At 34.4% G+C, this 25,436-nt stretch carries 23 protein-coding genes and 1 riboswitch; of the genes, 10 read left to right on the forward strand and 13 right to left on the reverse strand.

The window, feature by feature from the left end:
- Nucleotides 1-158: 158 nt before the first annotated feature.
- Nucleotides 159-923: a 2,4-dienoyl-CoA reductase gene (fadH, locus tag ACQKNI_RS09995; RefSeq protein ID WP_088230229.1), complete on the reverse strand. Its 765-nt coding sequence runs from the start codon at nucleotides 921-923 to the stop codon at nucleotides 159-161.
- Nucleotides 924-1,167: 244 nt separating this feature from the next.
- On the opposite strand from fadH, the gene ACQKNI_RS10000 reads away from it, so the two are divergent.
- Both ACQKNI_RS10000 and ACQKNI_RS10005 read left to right on the forward strand, forming a co-directional pair.
- Nucleotides 1,168-2,025: a metallophosphoesterase gene (locus tag ACQKNI_RS10000; protein WP_088230230.1), complete on the forward strand. Its 858-nt coding sequence runs from the start codon at nucleotides 1,168-1,170 to the stop codon at nucleotides 2,023-2,025.
- A 97-nt stretch (nucleotides 2,026-2,122) separates the two neighbouring features.
- Nucleotides 2,123-2,359, forward strand: coding sequence for a hypothetical protein (locus tag ACQKNI_RS10005; protein ID WP_140417321.1), 237 nt, complete (start codon nucleotides 2,123-2,125; stop codon nucleotides 2,357-2,359).
- 166 nt (nucleotides 2,360-2,525) lie between these two features.
- Here the strand turns inward: ACQKNI_RS10005 and ACQKNI_RS10010 are convergent, their stop codons facing one another.
- Together ACQKNI_RS10010 and ppx are read right to left on the reverse strand one after the other, a co-directional pair.
- Nucleotides 2,526-4,634, reverse strand: coding sequence for a polyphosphate kinase (locus tag ACQKNI_RS10010; RefSeq protein WP_088230232.1), 2,109 nt, complete (start codon nucleotides 4,632-4,634; stop codon nucleotides 2,526-2,528).
- Between the two features lie 116 nt (nucleotides 4,635-4,750).
- Complete coding sequence (gene ppx / locus ACQKNI_RS10015) at nucleotides 4,751-6,289, reverse strand: exopolyphosphatase (RefSeq protein WP_140417322.1); 1,539 nt, start codon at nucleotides 6,287-6,289, stop codon at nucleotides 4,751-4,753.
- A gap of 167 nt (nucleotides 6,290-6,456) precedes the next feature.
- Here ppx and ACQKNI_RS10020 point away from each other — a divergent pair, with 167 nt between their 5' ends.
- Nucleotides 6,457-6,915 carry a YkyB family protein gene (locus tag ACQKNI_RS10020; RefSeq protein WP_088230234.1) on the forward strand — a complete coding sequence of 153 codons (459 nt, stop codon included), beginning with the start codon at nucleotides 6,457-6,459 and terminating at the stop codon, nucleotides 6,913-6,915.
- 32 nt (nucleotides 6,916-6,947) lie between these two features.
- Here ACQKNI_RS10020 and ACQKNI_RS10025 read toward each other — a convergent pair whose 3' ends face one another.
- Both ACQKNI_RS10025 and ACQKNI_RS10030 read right to left on the reverse strand, forming a co-directional pair.
- Entirely contained in the window at nucleotides 6,948-7,610 is a 663-nt protein-coding gene (locus tag ACQKNI_RS10025) for a YkyA family protein (RefSeq protein WP_088230235.1), read from the reverse strand.
- A 652-nt stretch (nucleotides 7,611-8,262) separates the two neighbouring features.
- Nucleotides 8,263-8,916, reverse strand: a complete 654-nt coding sequence (locus tag ACQKNI_RS10030; RefSeq protein WP_088230236.1) for a diguanylate cyclase domain-containing protein — start codon at nucleotides 8,914-8,916, stop codon at nucleotides 8,263-8,265.
- Between the two features lie 164 nt (nucleotides 8,917-9,080).
- Between ACQKNI_RS10030 and ACQKNI_RS10035 the strand changes: the two genes are divergently transcribed.
- Nucleotides 9,081-9,314: an SPP1 phage holin family protein gene (locus ACQKNI_RS10035; RefSeq protein WP_088230299.1), complete on the forward strand. Its 234-nt coding sequence runs from the start codon at nucleotides 9,081-9,083 to the stop codon at nucleotides 9,312-9,314.
- 30 nt (nucleotides 9,315-9,344) lie between these two features.
- Here the strand turns inward: ACQKNI_RS10035 and ACQKNI_RS10040 are convergent, their stop codons facing one another.
- On the reverse strand, nucleotides 9,345-9,845 hold the full coding sequence (locus ACQKNI_RS10040) for a hypothetical protein (RefSeq protein ID WP_088230237.1): 501 nt from the start codon (nucleotides 9,843-9,845) through the stop codon (nucleotides 9,345-9,347).
- Nucleotides 9,846-10,278: 433 nt separating this feature from the next.
- Here ACQKNI_RS10040 and ACQKNI_RS10045 point away from each other — a divergent pair, with 433 nt between their 5' ends.
- From ACQKNI_RS10045 to metE, 3 genes are all read left to right on the forward strand, one after another.
- Entirely contained in the window at nucleotides 10,279-11,820 is a 1,542-nt protein-coding gene (locus ACQKNI_RS10045; RefSeq protein WP_088230238.1) for an MDR family MFS transporter, read from the forward strand.
- A gap of 156 nt (nucleotides 11,821-11,976) precedes the next feature.
- Nucleotides 11,977-12,528, forward strand: a complete 552-nt coding sequence (locus ACQKNI_RS10050) for a PadR family transcriptional regulator (RefSeq protein ID WP_088230239.1) — start codon at nucleotides 11,977-11,979, stop codon at nucleotides 12,526-12,528.
- Nucleotides 12,529-12,736: 208 nt separating this feature from the next.
- Nucleotides 12,737-12,924, forward strand: a riboswitch (cobalamin riboswitch).
- A 128-nt stretch (nucleotides 12,925-13,052) separates the two neighbouring features.
- Nucleotides 13,053-15,341: a 5-methyltetrahydropteroyltriglutamate--homocysteine S-methyltransferase gene (gene metE, locus ACQKNI_RS10055; protein ID WP_088230240.1), complete on the forward strand. Its 2,289-nt coding sequence runs from the start codon at nucleotides 13,053-13,055 to the stop codon at nucleotides 15,339-15,341.
- A gap of 38 nt (nucleotides 15,342-15,379) precedes the next feature.
- Here metE and comJ read toward each other — a convergent pair whose 3' ends face one another.
- On the reverse strand, nucleotides 15,380-15,769 hold the full coding sequence (gene comJ / locus ACQKNI_RS10060; RefSeq protein ID WP_098945919.1) for a competence protein ComJ: 390 nt from the start codon (nucleotides 15,767-15,769) through the stop codon (nucleotides 15,380-15,382).
- Between the two features lie 36 nt (nucleotides 15,770-15,805).
- A complete protein-coding gene (gene nucA, locus ACQKNI_RS10065) occupies nucleotides 15,806-16,240 on the reverse strand; it encodes a DNA-entry nuclease (protein WP_088230242.1) in 435 nt (144 codons plus the stop codon).
- Between the two features lie 236 nt (nucleotides 16,241-16,476).
- Between nucA and ACQKNI_RS10070 the strand changes: the two genes are divergently transcribed.
- The gene (locus ACQKNI_RS10070; protein ID WP_088230244.1) at nucleotides 16,477-17,226 is read left to right on the forward strand and encodes a DUF3967 domain-containing protein; all 750 of its coding nucleotides are present in this window, start codon (nucleotides 16,477-16,479) and stop codon (nucleotides 17,224-17,226) included.
- 43 nt (nucleotides 17,227-17,269) lie between these two features.
- On the opposite strand, the gene kinB is transcribed toward ACQKNI_RS10070, so the two are convergent.
- Nucleotides 17,270-18,544: a sporulation sensor histidine kinase KinB gene (gene kinB / locus ACQKNI_RS10075; RefSeq protein WP_088230245.1), complete on the reverse strand. Its 1,275-nt coding sequence runs from the start codon at nucleotides 18,542-18,544 to the stop codon at nucleotides 17,270-17,272.
- Nucleotides 18,545-18,854: 310 nt separating this feature from the next.
- On the opposite strand from kinB, the gene ACQKNI_RS10080 reads away from it, so the two are divergent.
- Both ACQKNI_RS10080 and ACQKNI_RS10085 read left to right on the forward strand, forming a co-directional pair.
- Complete coding sequence (locus ACQKNI_RS10080; protein WP_000929277.1) at nucleotides 18,855-19,055, forward strand: hypothetical protein; 201 nt, start codon at nucleotides 18,855-18,857, stop codon at nucleotides 19,053-19,055.
- Between the two features lie 118 nt (nucleotides 19,056-19,173).
- Nucleotides 19,174-20,331: an aminotransferase A gene (locus ACQKNI_RS10085; protein WP_088230246.1), complete on the forward strand. Its 1,158-nt coding sequence runs from the start codon at nucleotides 19,174-19,176 to the stop codon at nucleotides 20,329-20,331.
- A 70-nt stretch (nucleotides 20,332-20,401) separates the two neighbouring features.
- Here the strand turns inward: ACQKNI_RS10085 and malR are convergent, their stop codons facing one another.
- The 4 genes from malR to ACQKNI_RS10105 form a co-directional block, all read right to left on the reverse strand.
- On the reverse strand, nucleotides 20,402-21,424 hold the full coding sequence (gene malR, locus ACQKNI_RS10090) for a maltose operon transcriptional repressor MalR (protein ID WP_088230247.1): 1,023 nt from the start codon (nucleotides 21,422-21,424) through the stop codon (nucleotides 20,402-20,404).
- A 282-nt stretch (nucleotides 21,425-21,706) separates the two neighbouring features.
- Entirely contained in the window at nucleotides 21,707-22,549 is an 843-nt protein-coding gene (gene malD / locus ACQKNI_RS10095; RefSeq protein WP_088230248.1) for a maltosaccharide ABC transporter permease MalD, read from the reverse strand.
- Nucleotides 22,550-23,851 (reverse strand): maltosaccharide ABC transporter permease MalC, encoded by a 1,302-nt coding sequence (gene malC, locus ACQKNI_RS10100; RefSeq protein ID WP_088230249.1) that lies wholly within the window; start codon nucleotides 23,849-23,851, stop codon nucleotides 22,550-22,552. It lies immediately after the preceding gene.
- Nucleotides 23,852-23,928: 77 nt separating this feature from the next.
- A complete protein-coding gene (locus tag ACQKNI_RS10105) occupies nucleotides 23,929-25,188 on the reverse strand; it encodes an extracellular solute-binding protein (RefSeq protein WP_088230250.1) in 1,260 nt (419 codons plus the stop codon).
- Nucleotides 25,189-25,436 lie beyond the last annotated feature (248 nt).

Here is a 25,436-nt window from a genome sequence, read left to right on the forward strand (position 1 = left end):
TAAAATGCTAAGGGGAATTAGCAATTCTACTATGAAGAAAAAAGAGGTCTTAAATATACCGTACATATGACCTCTTGTAAACACTTTTCTTTCACATGTCACAATTCTGTCACATTTTACCACGAAAAATGAATCAAATATTCATTTGGTCATCCCTTTTAAAATGGATATTGATGCAAGTGTTGTCCTCCATCCATTGTCATACAAGTACCATTTATGTACGCAGCATCATCTGAACATAAATAATAAGCTAGACCCGCAATTTCTTCTGGCGTACCTAGTCTTCCAAGTGGAACACTTTGTAGTGTTCGCTTAGCCATTTCTTCTGAAATCCATAATTTATCGGCACCGCCCGTACGCTCAATCGGTCCTGGTGCGATAGCATTAACTCGTATTCCATATTTACGTCCCCACTCAACCGCAAGTGTTTTCGTCATTGCTAATACGCCTGCCTTCGCTGCAGCTGAATGAATAACTCCTGGGCCTGCATCCCATGCATATGTCGCTACCATGTTAATGATATTTCCTTTTATGCCTTTTTCAATCCAATATTTTCCGACAGATTGACTACAATAAAATGTACCATTTAACACGATATTAATGACCGAATTCCAGCCATTCACAGATAAATCTTCTGCTGGACAAATAAAATTTCCAGCTGCATTATTTATTAAAATATCAATTCGACCAAACTTCTCATCAATATGTTCAATCATTTTCTGAATGTCATCAATATTTCTCACATCCATTTGAACAGGTAATACTTGCCCAGGAAACTGTTCAATTTCTAGCTTTGTTTCCTCTAATTTTTCCTTTGTACGCCCTGTAATAACAACTCGTGCCCCTTCTTTTGCAAAACGAGTTGCCATTCCTTTTCCCATTCCACTCGATCCACCTGTTATGATAACTACCTTTTCTTTCACATACATCCCCTCCTAAAAATGAATACACATTCATTTTATCATTTTATTTAATAGAAATCTTTATATTTTTGAATTTTTCTGATATTTTAACGTAAAGAGGTTTCTTTTCATTCATTTTTTCCGTAATCTATACTACTTCTTTATTAAATAAAATATATTTTAAAAAAACTGAAAGGAGATTTGAGTAGCCTGTATACAAAACGACAGTACGGCATATCGGTCAAATAGGTGTACTCATACTTTTATGAAGCAAATTACACGAAGAAATTTTTTAAAAACCGGAATACGCACTTGTCTATATTCATTTATAAGCGCTAGCATCGGCTACTATTATGCTAAATATATAGAGCCCCACTGGCTCTCTTTCACACAGCACACACTTAAATCACAACTTATACCAAAAAGTTTTCATGGCATGAAAATTCTTCAATTTAGCGATTTACATCTCGGATACTATTTCTCTCTCCAACATTTATCTCAAATTGTTTCTAAAATTAATGCTGAAAATCCAGATATTGTCCTTTTTACTGGTGATCTCATCGATAATTACCAAACGTATACTGATACTCCGTTCGTTGCAGCCATTTTAAAAAATATAAAAGCCCCCTTCGGTAAATTTGCTATTTATGGAAACCACGATCACGGTGGATATGGAACTGAATACTATGATCACATCATGCGTGAATCTGGATTTGAACTATTAAAAAATAAAGAAAAACGAATTCATTTACTTGATAGCCATGAAATTTCCATTTTTGGTCTTGATGATATACTACTAGGCAAACCGAAAATAGCGGAAACTCTGCAGCATGCTCGACAAAATATTTATAATATTGTTCTTGTTCATGAGCCAGATATTGCGCCGCAAATTGCTAAATATCCAGTTAACTTACAACTTTCTGGTCATAGCCATGGCGGACAAGTACAAATTCCTTTTTTAGGTGCTATTATTACCCCGGCACTTGCAGAACACTATATTGAAGGCTTCTATGCAATTCAAGATTTAACTCTCTATGTCAATCGAGGTTTAGGAAGAACGCGCGTTCCATTTCGGTTTATGTCAAAACCAGAAATTACGATCTTTACACTACAACATTCGTAACAATTCGCCTATTTTCTTACATATCCTTTCTTGTACGCGCTCATCCATGTTTCGTTTACCATATGATAAAAGTGAGTCCAATAAAGGAGGTTTGTTCATGTATCCATATTATCAACCAATCCCAGTCCGTTCAGCACCCATTGGTCCAGTAGGCGACTCACGCTTCTTTCCGTTTTTCGGCGTCCCATTTCTAGCTGGAATTGCTGGTGGATTGCTAGGCGGAGCATTAGCTTTCGGCCCTAGACCGTATTATCCACCTTACCCACCACCATATCCACCACCAGCACCTTACCCTTGTTACGGTGGACCTTGTCAACAACCATACTATTATTAATGTACCGCAACAATTCTACCAATGGTATTTTCTCTCTTAGCCAATCCATTTACATGCTTACAATAAAAACTATTCTCTCTACTCATTCTTCTATTTTGAGGACGCATAATAAGTAGAGAACAAATTAAAAAACCTCTTTTAAAAGAGGTTTTTTAATTTGTTCTCATTATTCAGCATCTGTATTTTGATAAGCCATCTTAAACAACTTCACTTGGCTATCAATTTCTTCTGTACTACTATTAATAACATAATAATAGTCACCAGATTTATTCTGTTCACGTGTTTTCACATTATCAGCTAATGTAAGTTGTAAAATCGCCTTAATTCTAGCCTTCATTTCAATATCTAATATCGGGAAAGATATTTCTACTCGCTTCTCCATATTTCGCGTCATCCAATCAGCTGAAGATAAATATATTTTCTCCTCTCCATTATGATGGAAATAATAAATACGGCTATGCTCTAAATATCTTCCCACAACACTAACTACCCGAATATTTTCACTTACATTTGGAATACCAGGGCGTAGGCAACATGTTCCTCGAACGATAAGCTCTACCTTTACTCCAGCTTGTGATGCTTCATACATTTTTTTTATTAATGGCTTATCTGTTAATGAATTCATCTTAGCGATAATATAGCCATTTCCATATTGCCTATGATAACGAATTTCTTCATCTATTAAATCTATAAATTGCTCTCTTATATCAAATGGTGCAACCGATAAATGATGAAAATGCGGCTTCGTTGTATAACCGCTCAAATAATTAAAGAAATTTGTTGCATCGACCCCAAAATCTTTTCGTGATGTAATATAGCCAAAATCAGTATATAGCTTTGCTGTTGCATCGTTATAATTTCCAGTTCCAAGATGTACGAACCTTTCAATTTTTCCGTTTTTTCTTCTTACAACTAGCGTAATTTTACTATGTGTTTTCAAATGACTTACACCGTATATAACATGACAGCCCGCTTGTTCTAATTCTTTTGCCCAATGCACATTATTTTCTTCATCAAATCTTGCCTTTAATTCAACTAATACTGTCACTTGTTTTCCTTTTTCAGCCGCTACCTTTAGCGCCTGAATAATCGGCGAATCCCCACTTACTCGATATAATGTTTGTTTGATCGCAAGTACATTCGGATCGTCTGCCGCATCACGAACGAAATCAACTACTGGCTGAAACGATTCAAAGGGATGGTGTAATAATATATCATGCTCAATTGCTTTTTCAAATACATCTTCCGCATCCCCTAAGTCTTGAGGACGTTGCGGAATAAGAGCCGGATATACAAGATGTTCATATAAAGGAGCTAGTTTTTTATATAAAGAAAATAGACATGTTAAATCTAACGGTCCATCCATTATATACACATCTTCATCTTTGACTTCCAACACCTCATATAATAATGCTAATACTCTTTCATCAATATGCTCTTTGCCAACTTCTAAACGTACAGCAGCTCCCCACTTACGCTTTTTTAATTCTTTTTCAATTACCTTTAATAAATCCCTCGCACCTTCTTCATGGATTGTTAAATCCGCATTGCGTGTAATACGGAAACGAGTAACAGATGATACTTTATATCCTGTAAATAATTTATGAGTAAAACCACTAATTACATCTTCTAATAAAATAAATTTATACTTTTGCCCTTCACTCGGTAAAAATATGAAACGTTCGAGCAATGAAGGAACTTGTACAATTCCTAACTTCGTGCGGTTTTCTTCCTCCACTTGTTTCTCATCATATAATAGAGTAGCTAAATTCAAACTTTTATTTAATAACATTGGAAATGGACGATATGCATCGATCGCTACAGGTGTTAAGACTGGGAAAATTTGCTCATCAAAATACTCTTCTATAAATTCTCTCTGTTCTTTCGTCAAATCATGGAATGTTAAACGCTCAATCCCCTCTAGCTCCAGCGCTGGCAACACATAATTTTTAAACGTATCATATTGTACAGTCATTAATTCATGGGCCTTTATCGCAATTTTATTTAATTGCTTTTTTGGTGTTAAGCCCGCCTTATTTTCTGGTTGGTTAAACCCAGCACTCACTTGATCCTTCAATCCTGCCACGCGTACCATAAAGAATTCATCTAAATTTGAGCTAAAAATGCTAATAAACTTTAATCTTTCCAAGAGCGGATTCGTTTCATCCTGTGCTTCTTGTAGTACACGTTCATTAAATGCTAACCAACTTAATTCTCGATTATTGTAATAAGCTGTATCATTTAAATTGACTATATTCCCCTTCAACATTTCCATCCTCTTCACACTTCCCTTGAAACTTTTTTACTATAATTTAGTTACTTTCATTTTAGCAAATTACTATATTCCAAAGTGTTAATTTTTTGTAAAGACATCCGTACAACTTAACATTTCTATTCAAAAGATAAGTTAATATTCGTTTTTAACACTCTTTCCAGTTGCTTTTTTTGTTTTTCAGCTTGTACTTTCTCCGCTAATGCCGATTGCTCACATACAATTTTAAATGTTAATCCTTCTTTACTTTCTGTTATAGATATCGATTCAACAAGCGATCTTTGTCTTATATTTAGAGCTGCTGAAAATTGTAAAACAGCCCCTAATAGGCGAATTTTTTTTTGTTCATTTTTATCAAACCATCCTTCAAATGGGGACAAATGTTGTTTGAATAACATTTTTGATTTATAAGACGCAATAAGCGCTAACCTAACTCGCTCTTTATGCATCATACCATCAATTGTTTTATTCGCTAATAAATAAAACGTATGTAAGCGACTCGCTTCTTCGTCTATATATTTACCTATATTAAATACTTTCGCTGCTTCATGGAATACTTCCCAGTCTTTTGCTGACATAGAAATCAGCCCTTTTTCTTCAAGCTGTTGACAAATCAATCTTCCATGTTTAATAAGCTGCATTACAAATTCCATATCCATTTCATATTCATGTGATAATAAATACAAACTTTCTTCGACGACGTTCGGATAATATGAAATCCCCAAATCTTTTGTCAACTCTTCGTAGAAAACACCTTCTCGTAATCCTTTTCTACTTAATACAAATGCTGGTGCCTCTATAACATTAACAAGTGTATGGAATACTTCAACTGCTGGCACAATTGTATCAGCTCTATCTTTTGCTAAACCTTCCAATTTTTGCAATTCTATGAACGACAATTTCTCCAATTCATCTTTTACATTTTTAATATCTTCTTCTTTCATCTTGTATAAATGTACCCCTGCTATAGGATAACAAATTAAATTTTGATGGATTTTCACTAAGTTCCTCGCACTACCACCAATTGCAATAAGAGGCAATTTCTTATCAATTAACCATGGTAATGTTCGAAATTGATATTCTAAGTACGTTTGAATCTTCTCTAGCTCATCTTCAGTAGGTATATCCCCTTTAATAAAGTGTTGCTTTAAAGACAGTGCCCCAAAAGGAAAGCTATGGTACTCTAAGATCTCTCTGTTTCGAAAATATGTAACTTCCGTACTCCCCCCACCAATATCTACTGTAATTCCTTCAGTGAACGAAGTTGAATTCATAACTGCTAAATAGCCGTAACGTGCTTCTTCATATTCGGATAACACTCTAAGAGTAAAATCTGTTTGCCCCTCAACAAGTTTTTTAATTTCCTCTTGATTCTCAGCCTGTCTAATTGTTGCTGTTGCAACACAAAGTACATGATGCAACTGATGGAATCGCGTACTTTCTTGAAATTGAAATAATGTTTGTAACAATACTTCTATTCCTTCTTCAATGAGCACACCATCGACTAAGTAATTTCTTAATCGAGCAACCACTTTTGTATTTTCAATCTCTTTATAAAAACCCCCGTTTTGCTTTTCATAAATAACTAAACGGATTGTATTGGACCCAATATCTATAATGGCATATTGTTGTTTTAATATTTCTTTCAAACTTCTCACTCTTTCATTATCAAATTTCTAAAACACATTCTATTACTATTATACAAAATAGTTGTTTTCTGTAACAATATTGCTTTAATATTGAAAATATATACAATCACTTTTTGCATATAATAAAAACCTATTTATTTATGGTATAATAATGAAAAATTGAAAGGAGATTCAATATGAAACCTTCACAACCACAATCTCAATTACAAAACCAACATTCTATTAATCGACTAGCTCAATCTATTTTCGTTGTGAATCGTCATGCTAAAGCTGCAACTAATCCTAAGTATTTATACTGGTTAAAAAAGACGGCTTTAGAACGTTTAATTGCTGAAAAAAAGGCGATTAAAGAAGGACTACATTTTTCTAGAAATCCGCGTTTTAGCCAACAACAATCTGATGTTCTTATACGTTTAGGTGATTATTTTTTCCATATTCCTCCTACGAAAGAAGATTTTCGAACCCTACCACATCTTGGTCATCTTGAATCCTCCTATCGCAATCCGAAAACAACTTTATCTTTAACAGTAGCAAAAAAAACACTTCAAGATTATATTGGTCCTGAAGCACTGAGACAAGAAAAAAAATTAAGTGAACCTGTTCCATGGTATAGCCGTACTTATACAAAAAAATAAAACAGTTTGGCCTTGCGTAAGGCCAAACTGTTTTATTTTTTCTCTTCTTTAATTTTAATGTTTGCTTGTTTATAAAAAGCTACTTTTTCTGTATTATAAGATTTCGTAAATTCATTAAACTTATCTTTTTCTAATTCAATATCTTTATAGGATTGATTTACAGTCTTTACTTTCTCACTAATATCTTTTAATTTTGCATCCTTATCTTGTAACATTGTATATAATTCTTTTTCTTGTTTTAAAGATTTATTATAGCTGTCATACATCTTGTTAAATGAATCATGTCGTTTCTCATACGTGGTTTTTACTTTATCCGCTTGATCTTTCAATTTCTTATCTTCAATCTTCTTCACATACTTATCAGCAGATTTCACTTCTTCTTGTGCTTTATTTAAAACCTCTTTTTCTTTTGTAAGCACTTTTTCTCGTTCACCTGTATTTTTCACTGCTTGATTCAGTTTTTCCTTAACTGCCTGATTATTATCTTTTCCTTCTTGAACAATCTGGTTATATAGCTCTTGTCCTTCTTTTTCTAAAGTTTCAAGTTTTTTAGCATCTTCAAACATTGTTTTTTCTTGCTTTGCAGCATTTTCAAATGCAACATATAATTCCTCTTCTGGTTTCGGTCCGAAACAACCCGCTAGTAAAGTCATTGATAATGCAGTTACAATTGCTAATTTACTATATTTCAACATCTTTTCCTCCTACTAATAAACAATCATCGTGTAAAAAACTATGAAATTTATGTACTCTTTTATACACTTCACACTCGCATCTTTTTTACGAAGATCATTGGTATTGTTTATAATGTTTATACAAATGTATTACTTGAAATTATGTTTCACGTCATTCTCTTCGAAATATCTAGCAGTTTCATATCCATTTTTAAGTAAAAGATTAATTTGTACTTTTAAAAACTAATCACACTATGTATTACATGTAAATACAACGGAATTCACCATACTTATAATAATTTGAAGAACAACAGTAATAATTCACCTGATAAAAGATGATCGTTGGTCTTTCACGTCTATCATTCTATCATTCCCTTTCCCGTTTTCTATCAAATAATCCTTCTGTCCATTTTACACATTACAAATGCCACCTCGCAACAACTTACAAACATTCTTTTTATTTCCTTAAAAGGAAAAGTGTAGAGCATGCTTTCCTCTACACTTTTAAAATGAAACACATTGTGCAAAATGCATTGACACATCCATTATAATTATATGCTTTTTTCATATATTTTTAAAGACTTTTATTACAAGGGAAGTTATTTTTGTAATAAAAGTCAAAAAAATGTTACATTCAAAACTTCTTCACATCATACTTCTTTAAATCAAAGTTTCACTCATTTTCTTGTAAATTTCTATAATGATACAATTGATTTTGCGCCTTTCTTAACAATTCTTCAAAAGTTTTTCCTTCTACTGGATAACTAGCAGCTCCAAATAATAGCGATACACTGAGTAAGTCATTTTCTATTTCATTTTCAATATTTTTCATTAATCGGTTTGTTATTGTTGATTTTTCGTGGCCATTATCAATCGCAACAATCACATACTTATTTTCATCCCACTTCGTAACGACATCGCCTTTCCGGATGGTCTTTACAATTGTACACTCTAATTTTTGTACTAATACTTCCAACTTTTTTTCTTGTACAGTGTCTTTTAATCCATCCCATCCTTTGATGGAAAGAATATACACTGTAATATTACGAGAATCTCGTTCAGATAAAGCAGCTACTTTCCCAAAAAAATCAACAACAAAATCGTTGCTTGCCATGCCTCCTACTTCCGTATTCAAGCGCCCACTCGATCTTTTATCATACCAATATCCAAAATAACAGCTTAGTATCATTTGCAATATATAAATAATAAAGACGGTATAAAATGATCGCGAATCCAGTTTTGTAATTACATCCTGAAGTGCAACCCATTCTGTAACTGCCACTGTATTCCCAAGTAATAATCCACTAATTTTCCCTTTATGTTTCATACTTCTCCTCCCTTCTATACCAATATATGTTTCTATAACAATAATGTTTTTCTACAAAATAAAAAATGTACATATTGGGTGTACATTTCCGCTTAAGCTTGTATACCTACTCTATTCTATTTCATATATATACTATATATCGTTTCTAGAAAGGAGTGATCTATATACTACAAAAGGAAAACCTATTAGATACTATGCGTTTATTAGCTGGTTTTCTATTATCATTAAAATTACTATTTACCTCTTTCGGAATAAATTTTATTACAAACGATCAAATCGACGCTATTGTCAATGTTGTTTCATTTTTATTTATTCTATACTTTGGCTATAAAAATAACTATGTAGGAAAAAAAGGAATGGAGCAAAAGAAAATACTCAAAAAACACAACCTTCATTAAAAAGGAACCTTTCGCACAGGTTCCTTTTCGTCATTGGCGCACAACAACTTCATTCGTTTGCAGTGGGCCATATGATACTCCTTCATATTGAAATGTATATGTAGCCTGAAAGAATGCATTTTTGAGAGCTGTGTCTTTGTTTGCTTTTATTTTACAAATTAATTCCACCTTCTCATTCGGTAATAAATTATCAATTCGCCACCTTACGAGCTGGAATAGAAACTCACTCATCCCCTTATCAACCTTTAAGGAATTTGGAATATATACAAAATAATCTCGAATCATATGACTTACAACAACTCTCGAAATCATTTCAAGTCCTTTATTTTCAACTACAATTTGAATAATAAGTATGTCATTTACATCATAGGTCAGTTCATATGAAAATTTTTCTTTATACATACTACGGATTTGTAATGTTACTGCTACATTAGGAAATCCGTTTTCCTTTTTTGAACCATCAATCCACAATACTGGTTGTAGCGGTATCAAACACCTTTCTTGATCCGAAATTCGTTTCCATATTTTCATAATATATATTCACCTCATTTCAGATGTATCATCCATACAACCTTATTCCGCCTCTCCACACAATAAACTACCAAAATTATTAAAACTTATTACAAAGGATGTTTAATACTTCTCCTCCTTTTATCCTATTCGACAATATAAAGAAAAAACCATTTTTCCTCTGTTAACAGAGGGTCCTCTTACTAAAATATTTTTTTACAATTTCCTTCATTGACTTTACAACAATATTAAGTATTGCTCACTCTTTTTCTGTCCATACAAAAAATATTTTGGCGGAAGAAAAAGTTTGCCTTTTAGTCAAATTTGACTATAATAATCTTTATGCATATCAGTGGACTTATGTATGAAGATTCAGGAGAAACTATACTTTAGATTTTCATGTGCTACATTCAAAACTTAATGTAGTTTACTTATTATTAAAGGAGGGTTATATTTGGAAACACAACTATCAAAAAAAGAGTCCAACAATACAAAATTTGTTGTTGCTGGTTTACTACTTGGTATTTTAATGGCCGCAATGGATAATACGATCGTTGCGACGGCAATGGCAACGATTGTTGGGGACCTAGGTGGATTTGATAAGTTCGTTTGGGTTACATCAGCATACATGGTGGCAACAATGGCAGGGATGCCGATTTTCGGGAAACTTTCTGACATGTACGGACGGAAACGCTTTTATATTGGTGGACTTATTCTTTTCTTATTCGGTTCCGCACTTTGTGGGACAGCTTCAAGTATTGAGCAACTAAGTATTTATAGAGCAATTCAAGGTATTGGTGGCGGTGCTCTTATGCCTATCGCCTTTACAATTATGTATGACATATTCCCACCTGAAAAACGTGGGAAAATGACAGGATTATTCGGTGCCGTTTTCGGGACATCTAGTGTATTCGGCCCTTTATTAGGTGCTTATATTACAGACTATATAAGTTGGCACTGGGTCTTCTATATTAATATTCCATTAGGGCTTATCTCCTTCTTCTTCATTACTAAATACTACAGCGAATCTCTAGAATTTAGAAAACAAAAAATCGACTGGGCCGGTGCTATTACACTTGTCATTAGTATCGTTTGTTTAATGTTTGCATTAGAACTTGGTGGTAAAGAATATGCATGGGATTCCACTGTAATTATCGGTTTATTTACTACTGTTGTCGTTATGCTTATTATTTTCTTCTTCGTAGAACGAAAAGCAACTGAGCCTATCATTTCTTTCCATCTATTTAAAAAACCTTTATTTGCAGCTAGCCAAGGCGTTGCCTTTTTCTACGGTGCTGCTTTTATCATCTGTACCGTGTATATTCCTATCTTCGTTCAAGGTGTTCTCGGTGGTTCAGCCTCAAATGCTGGATTAATTTTAACGCCTATGATGATTGGCTCTGTAATCGGAAGTCAAACTGGCGGACAGTTAGCTTCTCGAACAAGTTACCGCAACATTATGATGGTATCTGGAGTTTTCTTTGTTCTTGGGATTTATTTATTAAGTACTTTAACAATGGACACACCACGTGTACTCGTAACGCTATTTATGGTTCTCGCTGGAATTGGTGTTGGTTTCTCGTTTTCAGTTTTAAGTATGTCTTCTATCCACAAATTAGAAATGAGAGACCGTGGTTCTGCTACATCAACAAATTCATTCTTCCGTTCACTCGGTATGACTCTTGGTGTAACAATTTTTGGTACAATTCAAAATCATATTTTTACGGATAAACTAAGCACTGTGTTCCCTCCTGAACTAGCAAAATTAGCCCCAAAGGGCGGCGACACAAGTTTCTTATTATCGCCAGGTGCTACTGATAAAATACCAGCTGAAATATTAACTGGCATCAAAGAAGCTCTTGCTACATCTATTGCAAGTACATTCTTCTGGGCACTTATCCCAGCTGTACTAAGTATTATCTGTATTTTACTTATGGGAAATGAACGCCTCTTTACAGGACCAAAAACGAAACAAAAACAAAAGCAAGTGAGTTAGTATAGAAAAAAGTAACGGCATATCCTTTATGTAAAAGGATATGCCGTTTATAATATGTATAAAAGTGAAACTTTAATCAGCATTCTTTTGTCCACGCCCACTAATTATTAGCCTTTACAAAAAGTAAGAAAGTTTCTATATAGGAGTTGAGACAGCATGAGTATGAAATTAGTCATTCTCGGCTTGCTGCTCGAAGGGGATAAACACCCATATGAAGTGCAGCACATAATGAAAGAAAGACAAATGGATTGTTATATTAAATATGCAAAAGGATCACTCTACTACGCCTTCGAGCAATTAGAAAAGCAAGATGCAATTCGTATTACAACTATTGTTCGAGATACGAATAGACCAGATAAAACAATCTTTCATATAACAGAAACAGGTAAACAGTTATTTCATACGTTACTATTAAAACAGTTCGAAGCCAAAAATCAAATATATAAACCAATCTATTCAGCACTCTCTTTCGCTCATTTTGGTGATGATCAAGAGTTAGTTCCTATTTTAGAAAAAAAGAAAAATGATACAGTTCAATATTTACATAACATGCAAGCTATATATGATTGTAGCAAAGGCCAAATCCCACGTGCACAACTATATATTTTACAAAGTGTTATTGAACATATTACCGTTGAGTTGCAATGGTTAAATACCCTCCTTACAGATGCGATTTCAGGACGCCTTTCAGACATTGATATCAATTAAAGTTAAGCCTATAAAGAAGGATATCTTCTTCTTTATAGGCTTAATCTAAACTTTGTTTCAATTTTTCTACCCTCCATTTACCTTTTTAATTTCAGAATAATCTAAAAATAATAAATGAAAACTTTAGAATTTTCTTATTTTAAAACAGTAGACAAAATTCCAAAAATTATGTTAGAATTTGTTTCAATATCATATCGCTTGTTAAATTCCTTTCAAAAGGAAAATGGGTACACGAACATTTCGTTTCGTGTTTAAAAGGGAAGCTTGGTGAAACTCCAACACGGTCCCGCCACTGTAAATGCTGAGATTTCTTTTTGGTGCCACTGTGAAAACGGGAAGGTGAAAGAAATTATATGAAGCATAAGTCAGGAGACCTGCCTGTTTTAACAACACTGATAGATTCACGGATGATGATGAGGTGTTAAAACAAAAAGGAAGGCTTATTTTCTATGCCTTTGTACTTTTTGTTATAGGTATTTCCTAGTAAACGGAAATGCTTACTTTCAATTAGGGAGGAATTTAAAATGGCAATTCAAACAAGTAATTTAGGTTATCCACGTATCGGACTACAACGAGAGTGGAAAAAAACATTGGAAGCTTTTTGGTCTAATAAAATCGATGAAGAGCAATTTTTAACAACAATGAAAGAAATTCGCCTACAGCACGTAAAAGTACAGCAAGAAAAAGGGATTGAATTAATTCCAATTGGCGACTTTACATATTATGATCACGTTTTGGATACTGCTTATATGCTAGGATTTATCCCATCACGTTTTTCTGAGTTTACATCTTATCTTGATGTATATTTTGCAATGGCGCGTGGCTCTAAAGATCACGTAGCTTCTGAAATGACAAAATGGTTCAACACAAACTATCATTATATCGTTCCTGAATATGAAGAGGGATTACAAATCTCTTTAAAAGATAATCGCCCACTTCGCTTATACGAAGAGGCAAAACAAGAATTAGGAGTAGATGGAAAGCCTGTTATTTTAGGACCATATACTTTCTTAAAATTAGCTAAAGGCTATACACAAGAGCAATTTACTACGATTTTAAAACAATTAATTGCACCTTACATACAACTGCTTTCAGAACTACATGCAGCTGGCGCGCAAGTCATTCAAGTTGATGAACCGATTTTTGCTTCTTTAACAAAAGAAGAGATTCAACAGGCGAAAGAAGTTTATGAAGCTATTCGTAAAGAAGTTCCAAATGCGACTCTTCTTTTACAAACATATTTTGATAGTATAGAAGAAAACTATGAAGAAATCATCACATTCCCTGTATCAGGTATTGGATTAGATTTCGTTCATGGTAAAGAAGGTAATCTACATGCTATTTCAAAATATGGATTCCCAGCTGATAAAACTTTAGCTGTCGGTTGTATAGATGGCCGTAACATTTGGAGAGCTGATCTTGATGAAGTTCTTACGTTATTTACAACGCTACAAAAACAAGTCCAAACGAAAGATTTGATCGTTCAGCCTTCTTGTAGCTTATTGCATTCACCAATCGATAAAACAGAAGAAGCCCACTTATCGCCTGAGCTATTTGATGCGCTAGCATTTGCAAATCAAAAATTAGAAGAGTTAGTTCTTATTCATTCCGCTCTCACTCAAGGTACAGAAAGCATTAGTAATGAGCTGGAAACATATCGAAACGTACATCATACAATTCGTTCATCTGCTGCACGTAACCGAGAAGACGTCAAAGCAGCACGAACAGCACTAAAAGAAGAAGATTTTTCACGTCCTCTTCCATTTGAAAAACGATACGAATTACAACAAGTTGCCCTGCAGCTACCTTTATTACCAACAACAACTATTGGTAGCTTCCCGCAAACAACTGAGGTTCGTCAAACACGAAAAGAATGGCGTAACGGCATTCTTTCAAATGAACAATACGAGCAATTTATTGAAAAAGAAACCGAGAGATGGATTCGCTATCAAGAAGAAATCGGTCTGGATGTCCTTGTACATGGTGAATTTGAAAGAACTGACATGGTTGAATATTTCGGCGAGCGCCTTGCCGGCTTCTCTTTCACTACAAATGGTTGGGTACAATCCTACGGTTCTCGTTGCGTGAAACCACCTGTTATTTATGGTGATGTAGCCTTTATTAATGGAATGACTATTAAGGAAACTGTTTATGCACAAAGCTTAACAGAGAAAGTTGTAAAAGGAATGCTAACTGGGCCTGTTACGATTTTAAATTGGTCCTTCGTTCGAAATGACATTCCAAGAAAAGAAGTTTCGTATCAAATTGCATTAGCTCTTCGTCATGAAATTGAACTACTTGAATCTTCCGGAATTCGAGTGATTCAAGTCGATGAGCCGGCACTTCGTGAAGGCATGCCACTAAAAGAAAAAGATTGGGACGCTTATATTACATGGGCAGTACAATCCTTCCTTTTAGCAACTTCTTCTGTAGCAAATGAAACACAAATTCATACGCATATGTGTTACAGTAACTTCGAAGATATTGTGGATGCGATTCGTGCTTTAGATGCAGATGTGATTTCTATTGAAACATCAAGAAGTCACGGAGAATTTATTGATACACTAAAACATACAACATATGAAAAAGGTATCGGTCTAGGTGTATATGATATTCATAGCCCACGTGTACCGAGCAAAGAAGAAATGTTTAAAATCGTAGAACAATCTTTACAAGTATGCGATCCTAAATATTTCTGGATTAATCCTGATTGTGGTTTAAAAACGAGAAGAACAGAAGAAGTTATTCCAGCTTTAGAACACATGGTACAGGCAGCAAAAGATGCTCGTTCCTTGTTAAAAACAAACGCATAAAAAAATGGGTTATCCTTTTCTCAGGATAGCCCATTTTTTTATTCTTCACTTTCAAAAAAGAATTCGTATTGTATTTTATATAATTCATCATCCGTTGGCTCTTCAAGAGGAATTGCCTGTAATACGACTGTATACTCGCCATTTGGAATAGGAATTTGAAATTTATTTGAAAGAATACTCGTTACAACAACACATTCATTTTCAACTGTAAAAGGAACTGCAATCGTTCTAATCACTTCTTCTTTCTCAATATGTTTCCCTGGGGTCACTTTTACTTCACAAGTATAGTCAGAGAGTGCTTCAAAAATAACAGTTCCATCCGCCTTCGCATAACCTCTTTCAAAATCTTCACCCGTCCAGTCAACGTAAGGCTGATCACCGTCATAGTTCATCAACATTAATTGCGAATAAGAAATTGTTAACTCCATCGTTCCCCTCCTGATTCATTATGAAATATACAACTACTACTTTACGTCAAACTTCACACGCGTACCATCTGGATATTTATCTAACTTATTCCCTACCCAAGAACCTGCTCCGCGGTTATCTGCTGGACTTATATATTCAATATGTGCTCCTTTTCCTCCCTCTTTACACATCGCCATTGGCCATTCATCGCGATCATACCCTTTTTTTGATGGATATGGAGCTAACGACAGTTTTCTTCTATCCGCAGCACCACCGCGGTCGATTGTACAAACTTCTGAATGTCCTTCTTTTATAGCATTCGTAATATGTTTCCCCGTTTCGGGATAACGTTCTTTCGGAAATTCTAGCACTTGATCATACGTATTCGTTTTTTTTACACTTGTTTCCTCTGGCACAAGTACTTCATAAATCGCTACTAAAATAGATAAAATTGCAATAATTGAAATGATAATACCTTTTAATTGCTTCATGTATACCTCCATGTTCCTACCAGTTTCTTTTCCTCAGTTATTATAACAAACTTCTCCTGTATATGTTTTCAGACATTATTTTCGCTCTTCTTCGCCATTCCGCCAAAAACTCTCATTTTTCTTCATCTTTTCACTAATGCTGTAGAAAACTAATAACCTTCCGACATTCTTTTTCAAAGGAAGTCCTCATAAAAGATTGAAATGATATATACGATACTTTTTGGGGAGGAAATATCATGGAAGCTACCTATAAAACGAAAGATGTTACAAATAAAACAGGCATCCCAAAACATATAGTTCGAAAATATAGCCAACTATTAGAGGAACACGGTTATATCATTTCAAAAACTGCTGATGCTCGTATTTATAAATTGGATGATTTAAAACTATTGAAATCTATACATGAAAGAGCTGCTACATTACAAGAAGATATTTCAGAAACAATACCTATTATTTTAAAAGAAAAAGATGCTCCACCTGTGCCTGTTATTCAAGAGAAACAAGAAGTGCAACCAAAAGAAAAAGAGGATGGGCGTAACTTTGAAGAATTCATGTTAAAACTAGAAATGCTCGCTCAATTAAATGAAGCAATTATTCATCAAAATTCTACCCTTATTACACAAAATCGTTTGAAAGATGAAAAGTTAGATGAATTAATGCAACAAGTTTATGTAAAAGAAGGTTCTCAAGAAAAAATGTTACAAGAATTAGTTGATCATGCCGCTCAAACAGATGAACTCCAAAAAGAAAAGATGGACTTATTAATGAATCATATGTATAAACGAGAATCCAAACAAGAAGAAAAAATGAACAAACTAGTAAATCAAATTTATAATAAAGACAGCAGTCGTGATGCACAACTTATGCAAGTTATTCGTGAAATTCAAGAAACAAAAAGATTAGTCGCCGCATCAAAAGAACAAAGTTTCTTTCAATCATTTAGAAGTTTATTTGGCCGAACAAAACAAGAAAAAACAAACGAATAAAATTTCCTATATAAAATAAAAAGTTACCTTCCATCGGTAACTTTTATTCCTTATTTCTTACAGCTGGCAATATAATAAGCGCTTCAGTCCCTTTTCCACTTTCGCTTTTATATTCCAGTGTACCATTATGCGCTTGTAAAATACTAAATGTTACCATAAGTCCTAACCCTGTCCCTTTTTCTTTTAAAGAATAATATGGTTGCCCAAGTCTTGCTAACTGTTCTTTTGTCATTCCAACACCACTATCTTTAACTCTTATGACAATTGTTTCATCTTTTTGAATAGCCGTTACCTTTAAATATCCCTTATTTCCTTGAATTGCTTCAATACCATTTTTAACAACATTCATAATAGCTTGTTTCAATTTTGTCTTATCACCGATCGTATAAAGACTCTCAGAAATCTCAACTTGCAAATATACACCTTGCATCGCTGCAAATGATGACATAAGAGTGGTCATTTCTATTAATTGTGCCGATAAACAAATGTGTTCTTTTTTCTCAATTTGCGGCCTTGCTAAATTCAAATAATCTGAAATAATTTGCTCTGCCCGGTCCAATTCAGCTAATACGAGACGCATATAATCTTTATTCTTCACATCCTCCGTACCTTCTAGCAATTGGATAAACCCACGAACAACAGTAAGGGGATTTCGAACTTCATGTGCAACACTTGCTGCTAGCTCACTGACAATATTAAGTTTTTCCGATTTTTGCATTTCCGTACGTAATAATGCGTTTTCATTTAAATATTCCGTTAAGTACACTTGAAATACCATAGTCATAACCATAATAAGCGAAGCAAATATAAACCCGTTATATAGTTGAGAAACATAAGGTGTAAATCCTGTTTCTAATAGTACATTCACCATACCAAACATTAAAGATACAAGTACGTAAAATGATGAAATCATAAATGCTAAAATCAGCTTCTTATCTCTTGAAAAAAGAGACCATTTCTTGGATAAGAATAATGGCACTATCAATAGAAACATGACTTCTACGACTGGAAGAATATTCATTCCCTTTAGCACCCATTCATACGCAACAAAAATAATGGCTGGAATTAAACCAACAATCCCACCATATAAAAAACCACTAACAATTGGAATTGGGTGAAAGTTATACCCGCAAACGTTGCCAAAACAAATAGAGTATGTCATGGAAAGAACGAGTGTAACGCTAGATAAAAACATAATAAAGTAGCGGTTCGGCTTCGGAGGCATTTCTTGATAACGATTTAAACGAATGGCTTCATATAAAAATAGCGGTAATATAATGATGGCAATTTGGATCATTAAATCACGGATAAGCTCCATAGCCTCTCATCCCCTATATGTATTTTGATATGATTATATCATTTTATAAGTGTATTTGTTTTAAAATTTTGATTTTTCTTAACATATTTGTTAATTCTTTGTTAACACCCCATAATAATTGTTACAGATTTTCGAAATGATTGTAAACCCTGTACCAAATTTCCTTCGGGCAGTATACAATGAATACGGATTACAAAGAAAATATAAAAACACTTCACGATACGGACAACTATAGCAAAATACAGCATATAATCCATACTATCTATGTTTACAAATAAGTGATCATTACTTTAGTAGGAGGAAGATAAATATGGCGGGTACTACACTTGTTTTAAAAGAAGAAAATTTGGTTGTTCTAGAAAATGTTGAAAAATCAGTATATGAAGAGTTACAGCATAAAGCAGGAGATGAAAATTGCACATGTGCTGTGAACGAATCCGTTGTTCACCTTGGCAAAGTATCCTCTGTACTTTGGAATGAAGATGAAATAGATTGGGAATACGGATATTAAAAAGTCGCTTACAGCGGCTTTTTTTCTGCTCTCTCTTTCTAAATAACATATACGAAGCGGAATCCTAGAAAATATGTTAAAATGAACTTAATTTTCAAACGGAAGAAAGGGAGATACAATGGAACAATTCATTAATCCTAGAGTAAAGGACATCCAAATTTCTGGGATCCGTCAATTCTCTAATCTGATTCAAAACTATGATAATCTTATCTCTTTAACAATTGGACAACCTGATTTTCCGACACCTTCCCTCGTAAAGGAAGCGGCAAAACGGGCGATTACAGAAAATTATACAAGCTATACACATAACGCTGGGTTACTAGAATTACGCAAGGCGGCTTGTAACTTCATAAAAGATAACTATGATTTACATTATTCACCTGAAAACGAAACCATCGTTACAATCGGTGCTAGTGAAGCAATTGATGTTGCATTCCGAACAATTTTAGAACCAGGGACGGAAGTCATTTTACCTGCCCCTATTTATCCAGGATACGAGCCGATTATTCGATTATGCGGTGCAACGCCTATTTTTATAGATGTTCGTGAAACTGGATTCCGTTTAACAGCCGAAGCGCTAGAAAATGCGATTACAGAAAAAACAAGATGTGTTGTTTTGCCATATCCTTCTAACCCGACTGGTGTAACTTTATCAAAAGAAGAACTACAAGATATTGTAGATGTTTTAAAAGATAAAAATATTTTCGTCCTTTCTGATGAAATTTATAGCGAGCTTGTATATGGGCAAAAGCATACATCAATTGCCCATTTCCCAGAAATGCGTGAGAAAGCTATTGTTATTAACGGTTTATCAAAATCCCATTCTATGACCGGCTGGCGCATCGGCCTTTTATTCGCGCCAAGTTATTTAGCTGGGCACATTTTGAAAGTTCATCAATACAATGTAACGTGCGCTACTTCAATCGCACAATATGCAGCAATTGAAGCATTAACAGCTGCTAAAGACGCGCCAAAGATGATGCGCCATCAATACAAAAAACGCCGTGATTACGTTTATAATAGACTCATTCAAATGGGATTAAAGGTCGAAAAGCCAACAGGTGCATTTTACTTATTCCCCTATGTTGGCCATCTAACATCTTCATCATTTGATTTTGCACTTGATCTTGTAAAAGAAGCTGGACTAGCCGTCGTTCCTGGAACAGCATTTTCTGAATATGGCGAAGGCTACCTTCGTTTGTCCTATGCATATAGTATCGAAACTTTAAAAGAAGGCTGCGATCGATTAGAAGCCTTTCTAAAACAAAAAAGCTAAGAGTTTACCTCTTAGCTTTTTTATCTCGCTATTTGCGGGCAGTAAATCTCCCACTGATTAAAGTTTCACTTTATGCATAATGATCGCAAGTTTGACGCTTCAGTAATTTATGCGGAATAATAATACATTTTGCAGTTGACTCAGCATTCTCTACTTTATCCACTAAAGCTTTTGCAGCTTCATATCCTAGCTGATATATATTCACATCAACTGTCGAAAGTGGCGGACTCGCAATTTCTGATAATAAAGCATTATTAAAGCTTACAATCGAAACGTCTTTCGGTACAACAAATCCTTTTTTAGAAAGAGCACTTAACACACCTAATCCAATTAAATCGTCTGTCGCCATAATTGCCGTCGGCGGTTGTTTCAGTCCCATTAATTCCTCGACTGCTTGTTGACCACTTTCCCTCGAGAAATCAAAGTGTAAAATATACTCTTTCGGTAATACAATGTCTGCCAACTTTAAAGCATCGCTCATACCCGCTAAACGCTCTCTCGTTACAAGTAAGTCTGAGCCACCACCAATGAACGCGATTTGCTTATGCCCTAATGAAATTAAATATTCTGCCACTTCTCTTGCAGCTGTATAATTGTCATTATCTACATATGTAATTTCATCTTTTCGATCATATGGTTTTCCAATTAAAACAAACGGGAAGTTTTGGTTATGCAAATATTGAATAATCCGGTCGTTCTCTCTTGAATATAGAAGAACAATACCACCAATTTGGCGCCCTTGTACCATCTTTACAACACCGTTAAAAATTTCTTCTTCCGTTTCACCTGTCGACATATAAAGCGCATACCCTTCCATATGTGCAAATGAACTTATCCCTCTTATAACTTCCGGGAAAAATGGATTTTGAAAAGCTTTACTTGCCGAACTCGGCATAACAAGACCAAGCGTTTTCGTCGTTTGGTTCGCAAGATTTCTTGCATTTAAATTGGGATGATACCCTAGTTCACTCATCACTTTCCGAACACGGCGCTTTGTTTTTTCACTTATACTTGGATTATCAGCAATTACACGGGAAACCGTCGATGGTGCTACGTTCGCCTTCTTCGCCACATCTTTAATTGTAACTGTCATAAAAATCCCCTCCTTTCACTTCTCTGTCATATTTCATATATTTTTATCTTGCACTTGTTGCAAGTAATAGGAGAAGTCATATACTTTCATTTATTTATTCTATCTTTCAAAACTTATCATATTCTCCCTCTTCATGTATTGTAAGGGATATAGCTCTTTTTTCCTATACTATAATATACTATTTATTGCACTTCTTTTCACATGGGATGTCAAATCTCTTTTCATCTCCCTACAACTTTTTATAGGGAGATGAAAAGAGAAATGGGACGTAATGCCCCATTTTCATCCTTTCGTACCTCCAGCTGTTAAACCAGAAACAAAATATTTTTGCAGGGATAAGAATAAAATAGAAATCGGAATTGCAATTAATACTGATCCAGCTGCAAATGTTGTAAATTCGTTACCAAACTTTTTCGCTACCATTTCATATAATCCAACTGCTAAAGTATAATTTTCTGGTGTGCGTAAAATAACACTTGCTAAAATAAAATCTGTAAATGGACCAATGAAAGTGAATAACGCTACAACCGCTACAATTGGTTTTGCAAGCGGCATAATAATTTGCCAAAATATACGAAAATGCCCCGCTCCATCCATTCGAGCTGATTCATCCAACTCTTTCGGAATCGTATCAAAATACCCTTTCATAAGCCATGTATTCATCGGAATTGCTCCACCCACATAAATTAAAATTAATGCAAGATGTGTATCAATTAATCCAGTTAACTGCGCTAATATATATAGCGCGATTAACGCTGCAAAATTCGGGATCATTTGGAGAATTAAAAATGTTAATAAACCATTCTTCCTTCCAACAAAACGATATCTCGAAAATGCATAAGCAGTAAAGCTAATGGCTAACACAGAAAAAATCATTGTCATTACGCTAACTTTTAAAGTATTTTTATACCAAAGTAAGTAATTACTTGAATCGGAATCAAGTAGCTTGCGATAATGATCTAATGTGGCATTTTTCGGAATAATACTAGAACCAGACAAACTATCTCCTGGATTAAACGATGAGCCAATGATCCATAATAATGGATAGAAAATAATCGCACACATTATGAAGATAACTAAATAACTTAATGATAGACGTAACATCTTTTGTCGTTTAATATTCATTTACATCATATCCTCTTCTTGGAATGATTTTGTTCTCTTAAATTGCCATAACGCGACTGTAATAACGATTAACGATAAAATCATTGTAAGCGCTGCTGCTTTTCCGTACTGAGCCGAAGTCATCGTTAACTTATAAATCCATGAAATTAAAATATCTGTTCCACCTGCATTTTGTCCAGATACGGCAGGTCCCCCAGCATTAAATAGATAAATAATACTAAAATTATTAAAGTTAAACGTATATTGCGTAATTAATATTGGCGCTGTTGCATATAAAACAAGTGGCAATGTAATTTTGCGGAACTGTTGCCAAGCAGTTGCTCCATCTACTGTAGCCGCTTCATATAATTCTCCTGGAATCGATTGCAATATACCTGTCGTCATTGCAAAGACGAACGGGAATCCAAGCCACGTTTGGATCATAATTAAAGCAACCTTCGCCCAAAACGGATCTGTCATCCAAGCAATTTTTTCAATTCCGAATAAAGCTAATACTTGATTGTTAATCGCTCCAAAAGTTTCATTAAACATACCAGCAAATACAAGAATAGATACGAATGCCGGAACAGCCCACGGTAGAATAAAGATTGTTCGAATAATTGCTTTACCTTTGATACCGGGCTGATTTACGATAATCGCTAAGAAAATACCAAGGGAAACTTGTAACGTTGTTGCAACGAACGTCCAAATGACAGTCCAAGAAAATACACTTATAAATGTATCTCTCCACATTGGTAATGTGAAAATATCAATAAAGTTTTTAAAGCCAACCCAATCTACTAATTTAGCTGGAGGAGAGTGGTATAAATCATAATTCGTAAATCCAATTAAGATAACAAAAATGATTGGAAATACAACAACAAAAATAAGTAATAGAAAGCCTGGTGAAACCATTAAATATGGGAAACCTTGATCTAATAAGTTTCGATATTGCTCTTTTACAGAGTTTAATGGTGTTCCTATATCACGTTTCTTCCCATTTTGGTATGCATCATATAAGTTAAATGCATATATTCCTAGTCCGAATACGATGACGATAAGTGCCAAAATCCCTTCTACTAATAGAAAGACCGAATGGTCACGCGGAACTTCTGTACCAAGCGTTACAATTCCCCATAATCCTATATTTAACAAATCAGCAAATGCTACAATAAATGAACCTGTTAATACTAAAAAAATAAGACCTTTTACATATTGTTTATTATATAGCTGACCGATACCTGGAATGATCGATAACATGGTCGCCATTTTCCTATGCTTTGAACCGTTTAACTCTTTCGTTGGTTCCATAGATGTTTGCATGTTCCTTCCCCCTTTTTCCTTCCTACTTGGAAGGGAGAGAATTCGTGCCTCTCATGTTTAGAGGCACGAATTTCACCTTATTTTTTCTCACTATGATTTGCTTCAATATTACCTTTAATTTGTTTCACTGCATTATCAAGTGCTGCTTTTGGTTCTTCTTTATTTGAGACAACTAATTGAAGCGCATCCCCAGCTGGTTTCCAAACTTCCTGCATTTCTGGAATATTCGGCATTGGAATTCCATTTTCCGATTGAGCCGCAACCGCTTTTGCAGCCTCATTTTCTTTAATCATTGGATCTTCCATTACTGATTTTACTGGAGGAATTTCTTTCGTTTTCTCAAATCGAATTTTCGCATTTTCTTCATTTGTAACCCACTCAGTGAATTTTGTAGCTAAATCATTTTGTTTAGAGAAGCTTGTTACATGCCATCCTTTTACACCAACGAACGTTTTCATCGGTTGACCATTTGGTAATTTTGGCATCGGAGCAACACCGTAATCAATTCCAGCCTTTTCCATCGCTTGGAATGCCCATGGACCATTCATAATAGATGCTGCTTTTCCTTCATTAAATAATCCATCTGCAGCTGATCCACCAGATTCACCGATAATACCTTTCGGGAATAACTTTTCTTTGTACCATTTTTGAATATATTCAGCACCTTGTACTGCACCGCTATTATTTAATCCAATATCATTTGCATTTGGCTTTCCGTCTTTCTCACCAAATACATAGCCACCCATACCTGCCATAAATGCATTAGCGAAGTAGAAATTATCTCCAAGCGCTAAAAATCCGTACTTGTCATCTTTCGTAAATTCTTTTGAGAAATTAAACAACTCGTCCATCGTTTCTGGTGCTTTTGGCATTAATTTTTTATTATAAATAAAGATTGGTGTTTCAACTGCTTTTGGTAAACCATATAATTTTCCGTTATATGTTTGTGCTTCTATTGATAAATCTGTAAATTTACTTTTTACTGTATCATCCACTTTCACCTCTGAAAGTAGCCCTTCTGTTACCGCATTACCAATATGATCATGTGGCAATGTTACAACATCTGGCCCTGTACCCGCTGGACCGTCGAGACGAAGTTTTTCTATTTGTTTCGTCATCTGAACCTCTTCAACTTTTACTTTCACATTATATTTCTTTTCAAAGCTTTTCACTGCCGGCTCTAAACCAACGCCTTTTTTCTCATCTTCCCAAACAAGAAGATCGTAGTCTTTCTTCGATTTACTTTCCTCTTTTTTCCCTGAATCTTTCGGTCCACATGCAGATAACATACCAATTGATAGTGCTGAAACCGTTAATAATGATAATGCTTTCTTCATCCCAAAAACCTCCCTAAATTGTCTATGTACCTTAGTAATTGAAAACGTTTGCATTTAATATTAAAATAGAAGCGCAAACATTATCTTAATCTATGAAAACGTTTGCGCTATTTGTCTATCATTATACATTCTTTTATTCATTTTGCAAATATTAATTTTAAAAATAATATCATTACTGCTCTTTATACATTGACTTTATATGAAATGAATACTACTCTTATAAGCAATATTAAAGCTACGAGAAAGGA

This window comes from Bacillus sp. NPDC094064, from assembly GCF_050279585.1.
In the GTDB taxonomy this organism is placed as follows: Bacteria; Bacillota; Bacilli; order Bacillales; family Bacillaceae_G; genus Bacillus_A.

Excerpts from the sequence above, each read along its gene's own strand:
- ACQKNI_RS10000 (WP_088230230.1), top strand. The coding sequence starts at position 1,168 with ATGAAGCAAATTACACGAAGAAATTTTTTAAAAACCGGAATACGCACT.
- ACQKNI_RS10005 (WP_140417321.1), top strand. The coding sequence starts at position 2,123 with ATGTATCCATATTATCAACCAATCCCAGTCCGTTCAGCACCCATTGGT.
- ACQKNI_RS10010 (WP_088230232.1), bottom strand. The coding sequence starts at position 4,634 with ATGGAAATGTTGAAGGGGAATATAGTCAATTTAAATGATACAGCTTAT.
- ACQKNI_RS10020 (WP_088230234.1), top strand. The coding sequence starts at position 6,457 with ATGAAACCTTCACAACCACAATCTCAATTACAAAACCAACATTCTATT.
- ACQKNI_RS10025 (WP_088230235.1), bottom strand. The coding sequence starts at position 7,610 with ATGTTGAAATATAGTAAATTAGCAATTGTAACTGCATTATCAATGACT.
- ACQKNI_RS10030 (WP_088230236.1), bottom strand. The coding sequence starts at position 8,916 with ATGAAACATAAAGGGAAAATTAGTGGATTATTACTTGGGAATACAGTG.
- ACQKNI_RS10040 (WP_088230237.1), bottom strand. The coding sequence starts at position 9,845 with ATGAAAATATGGAAACGAATTTCGGATCAAGAAAGGTGTTTGATACCG.
- ACQKNI_RS10050 (WP_088230239.1), top strand. The coding sequence starts at position 11,977 with ATGAGTATGAAATTAGTCATTCTCGGCTTGCTGCTCGAAGGGGATAAA.
- metE (WP_088230240.1), top strand. The coding sequence starts at position 13,053 with ATGGCAATTCAAACAAGTAATTTAGGTTATCCACGTATCGGACTACAA.
- comJ (WP_098945919.1), bottom strand. The coding sequence starts at position 15,769 with ATGGAGTTAACAATTTCTTATTCGCAATTAATGTTGATGAACTATGAC.
- nucA (WP_088230242.1), bottom strand. The coding sequence starts at position 16,240 with ATGAAGCAATTAAAAGGTATTATCATTTCAATTATTGCAATTTTATCT.
- ACQKNI_RS10070 (WP_088230244.1), top strand. The coding sequence starts at position 16,477 with ATGGAAGCTACCTATAAAACGAAAGATGTTACAAATAAAACAGGCATC.
- kinB (WP_088230245.1), bottom strand. The coding sequence starts at position 18,544 with ATGGAGCTTATCCGTGATTTAATGATCCAAATTGCCATCATTATATTA.
- ACQKNI_RS10080 (WP_000929277.1), top strand. The coding sequence starts at position 18,855 with ATGGCGGGTACTACACTTGTTTTAAAAGAAGAAAATTTGGTTGTTCTA.
- ACQKNI_RS10085 (WP_088230246.1), top strand. The coding sequence starts at position 19,174 with ATGGAACAATTCATTAATCCTAGAGTAAAGGACATCCAAATTTCTGGG.
- malR (WP_088230247.1), bottom strand. The coding sequence starts at position 21,424 with ATGACAGTTACAATTAAAGATGTGGCGAAGAAGGCGAACGTAGCACCA.
- malD (WP_088230248.1), bottom strand. The coding sequence starts at position 22,549 with ATGAATATTAAACGACAAAAGATGTTACGTCTATCATTAAGTTATTTA.
- malC (WP_088230249.1), bottom strand. The coding sequence starts at position 23,851 with ATGCAAACATCTATGGAACCAACGAAAGAGTTAAACGGTTCAAAGCAT.
- ACQKNI_RS10105 (WP_088230250.1), bottom strand. The coding sequence starts at position 25,188 with ATGAAGAAAGCATTATCATTATTAACGGTTTCAGCACTATCAATTGGT.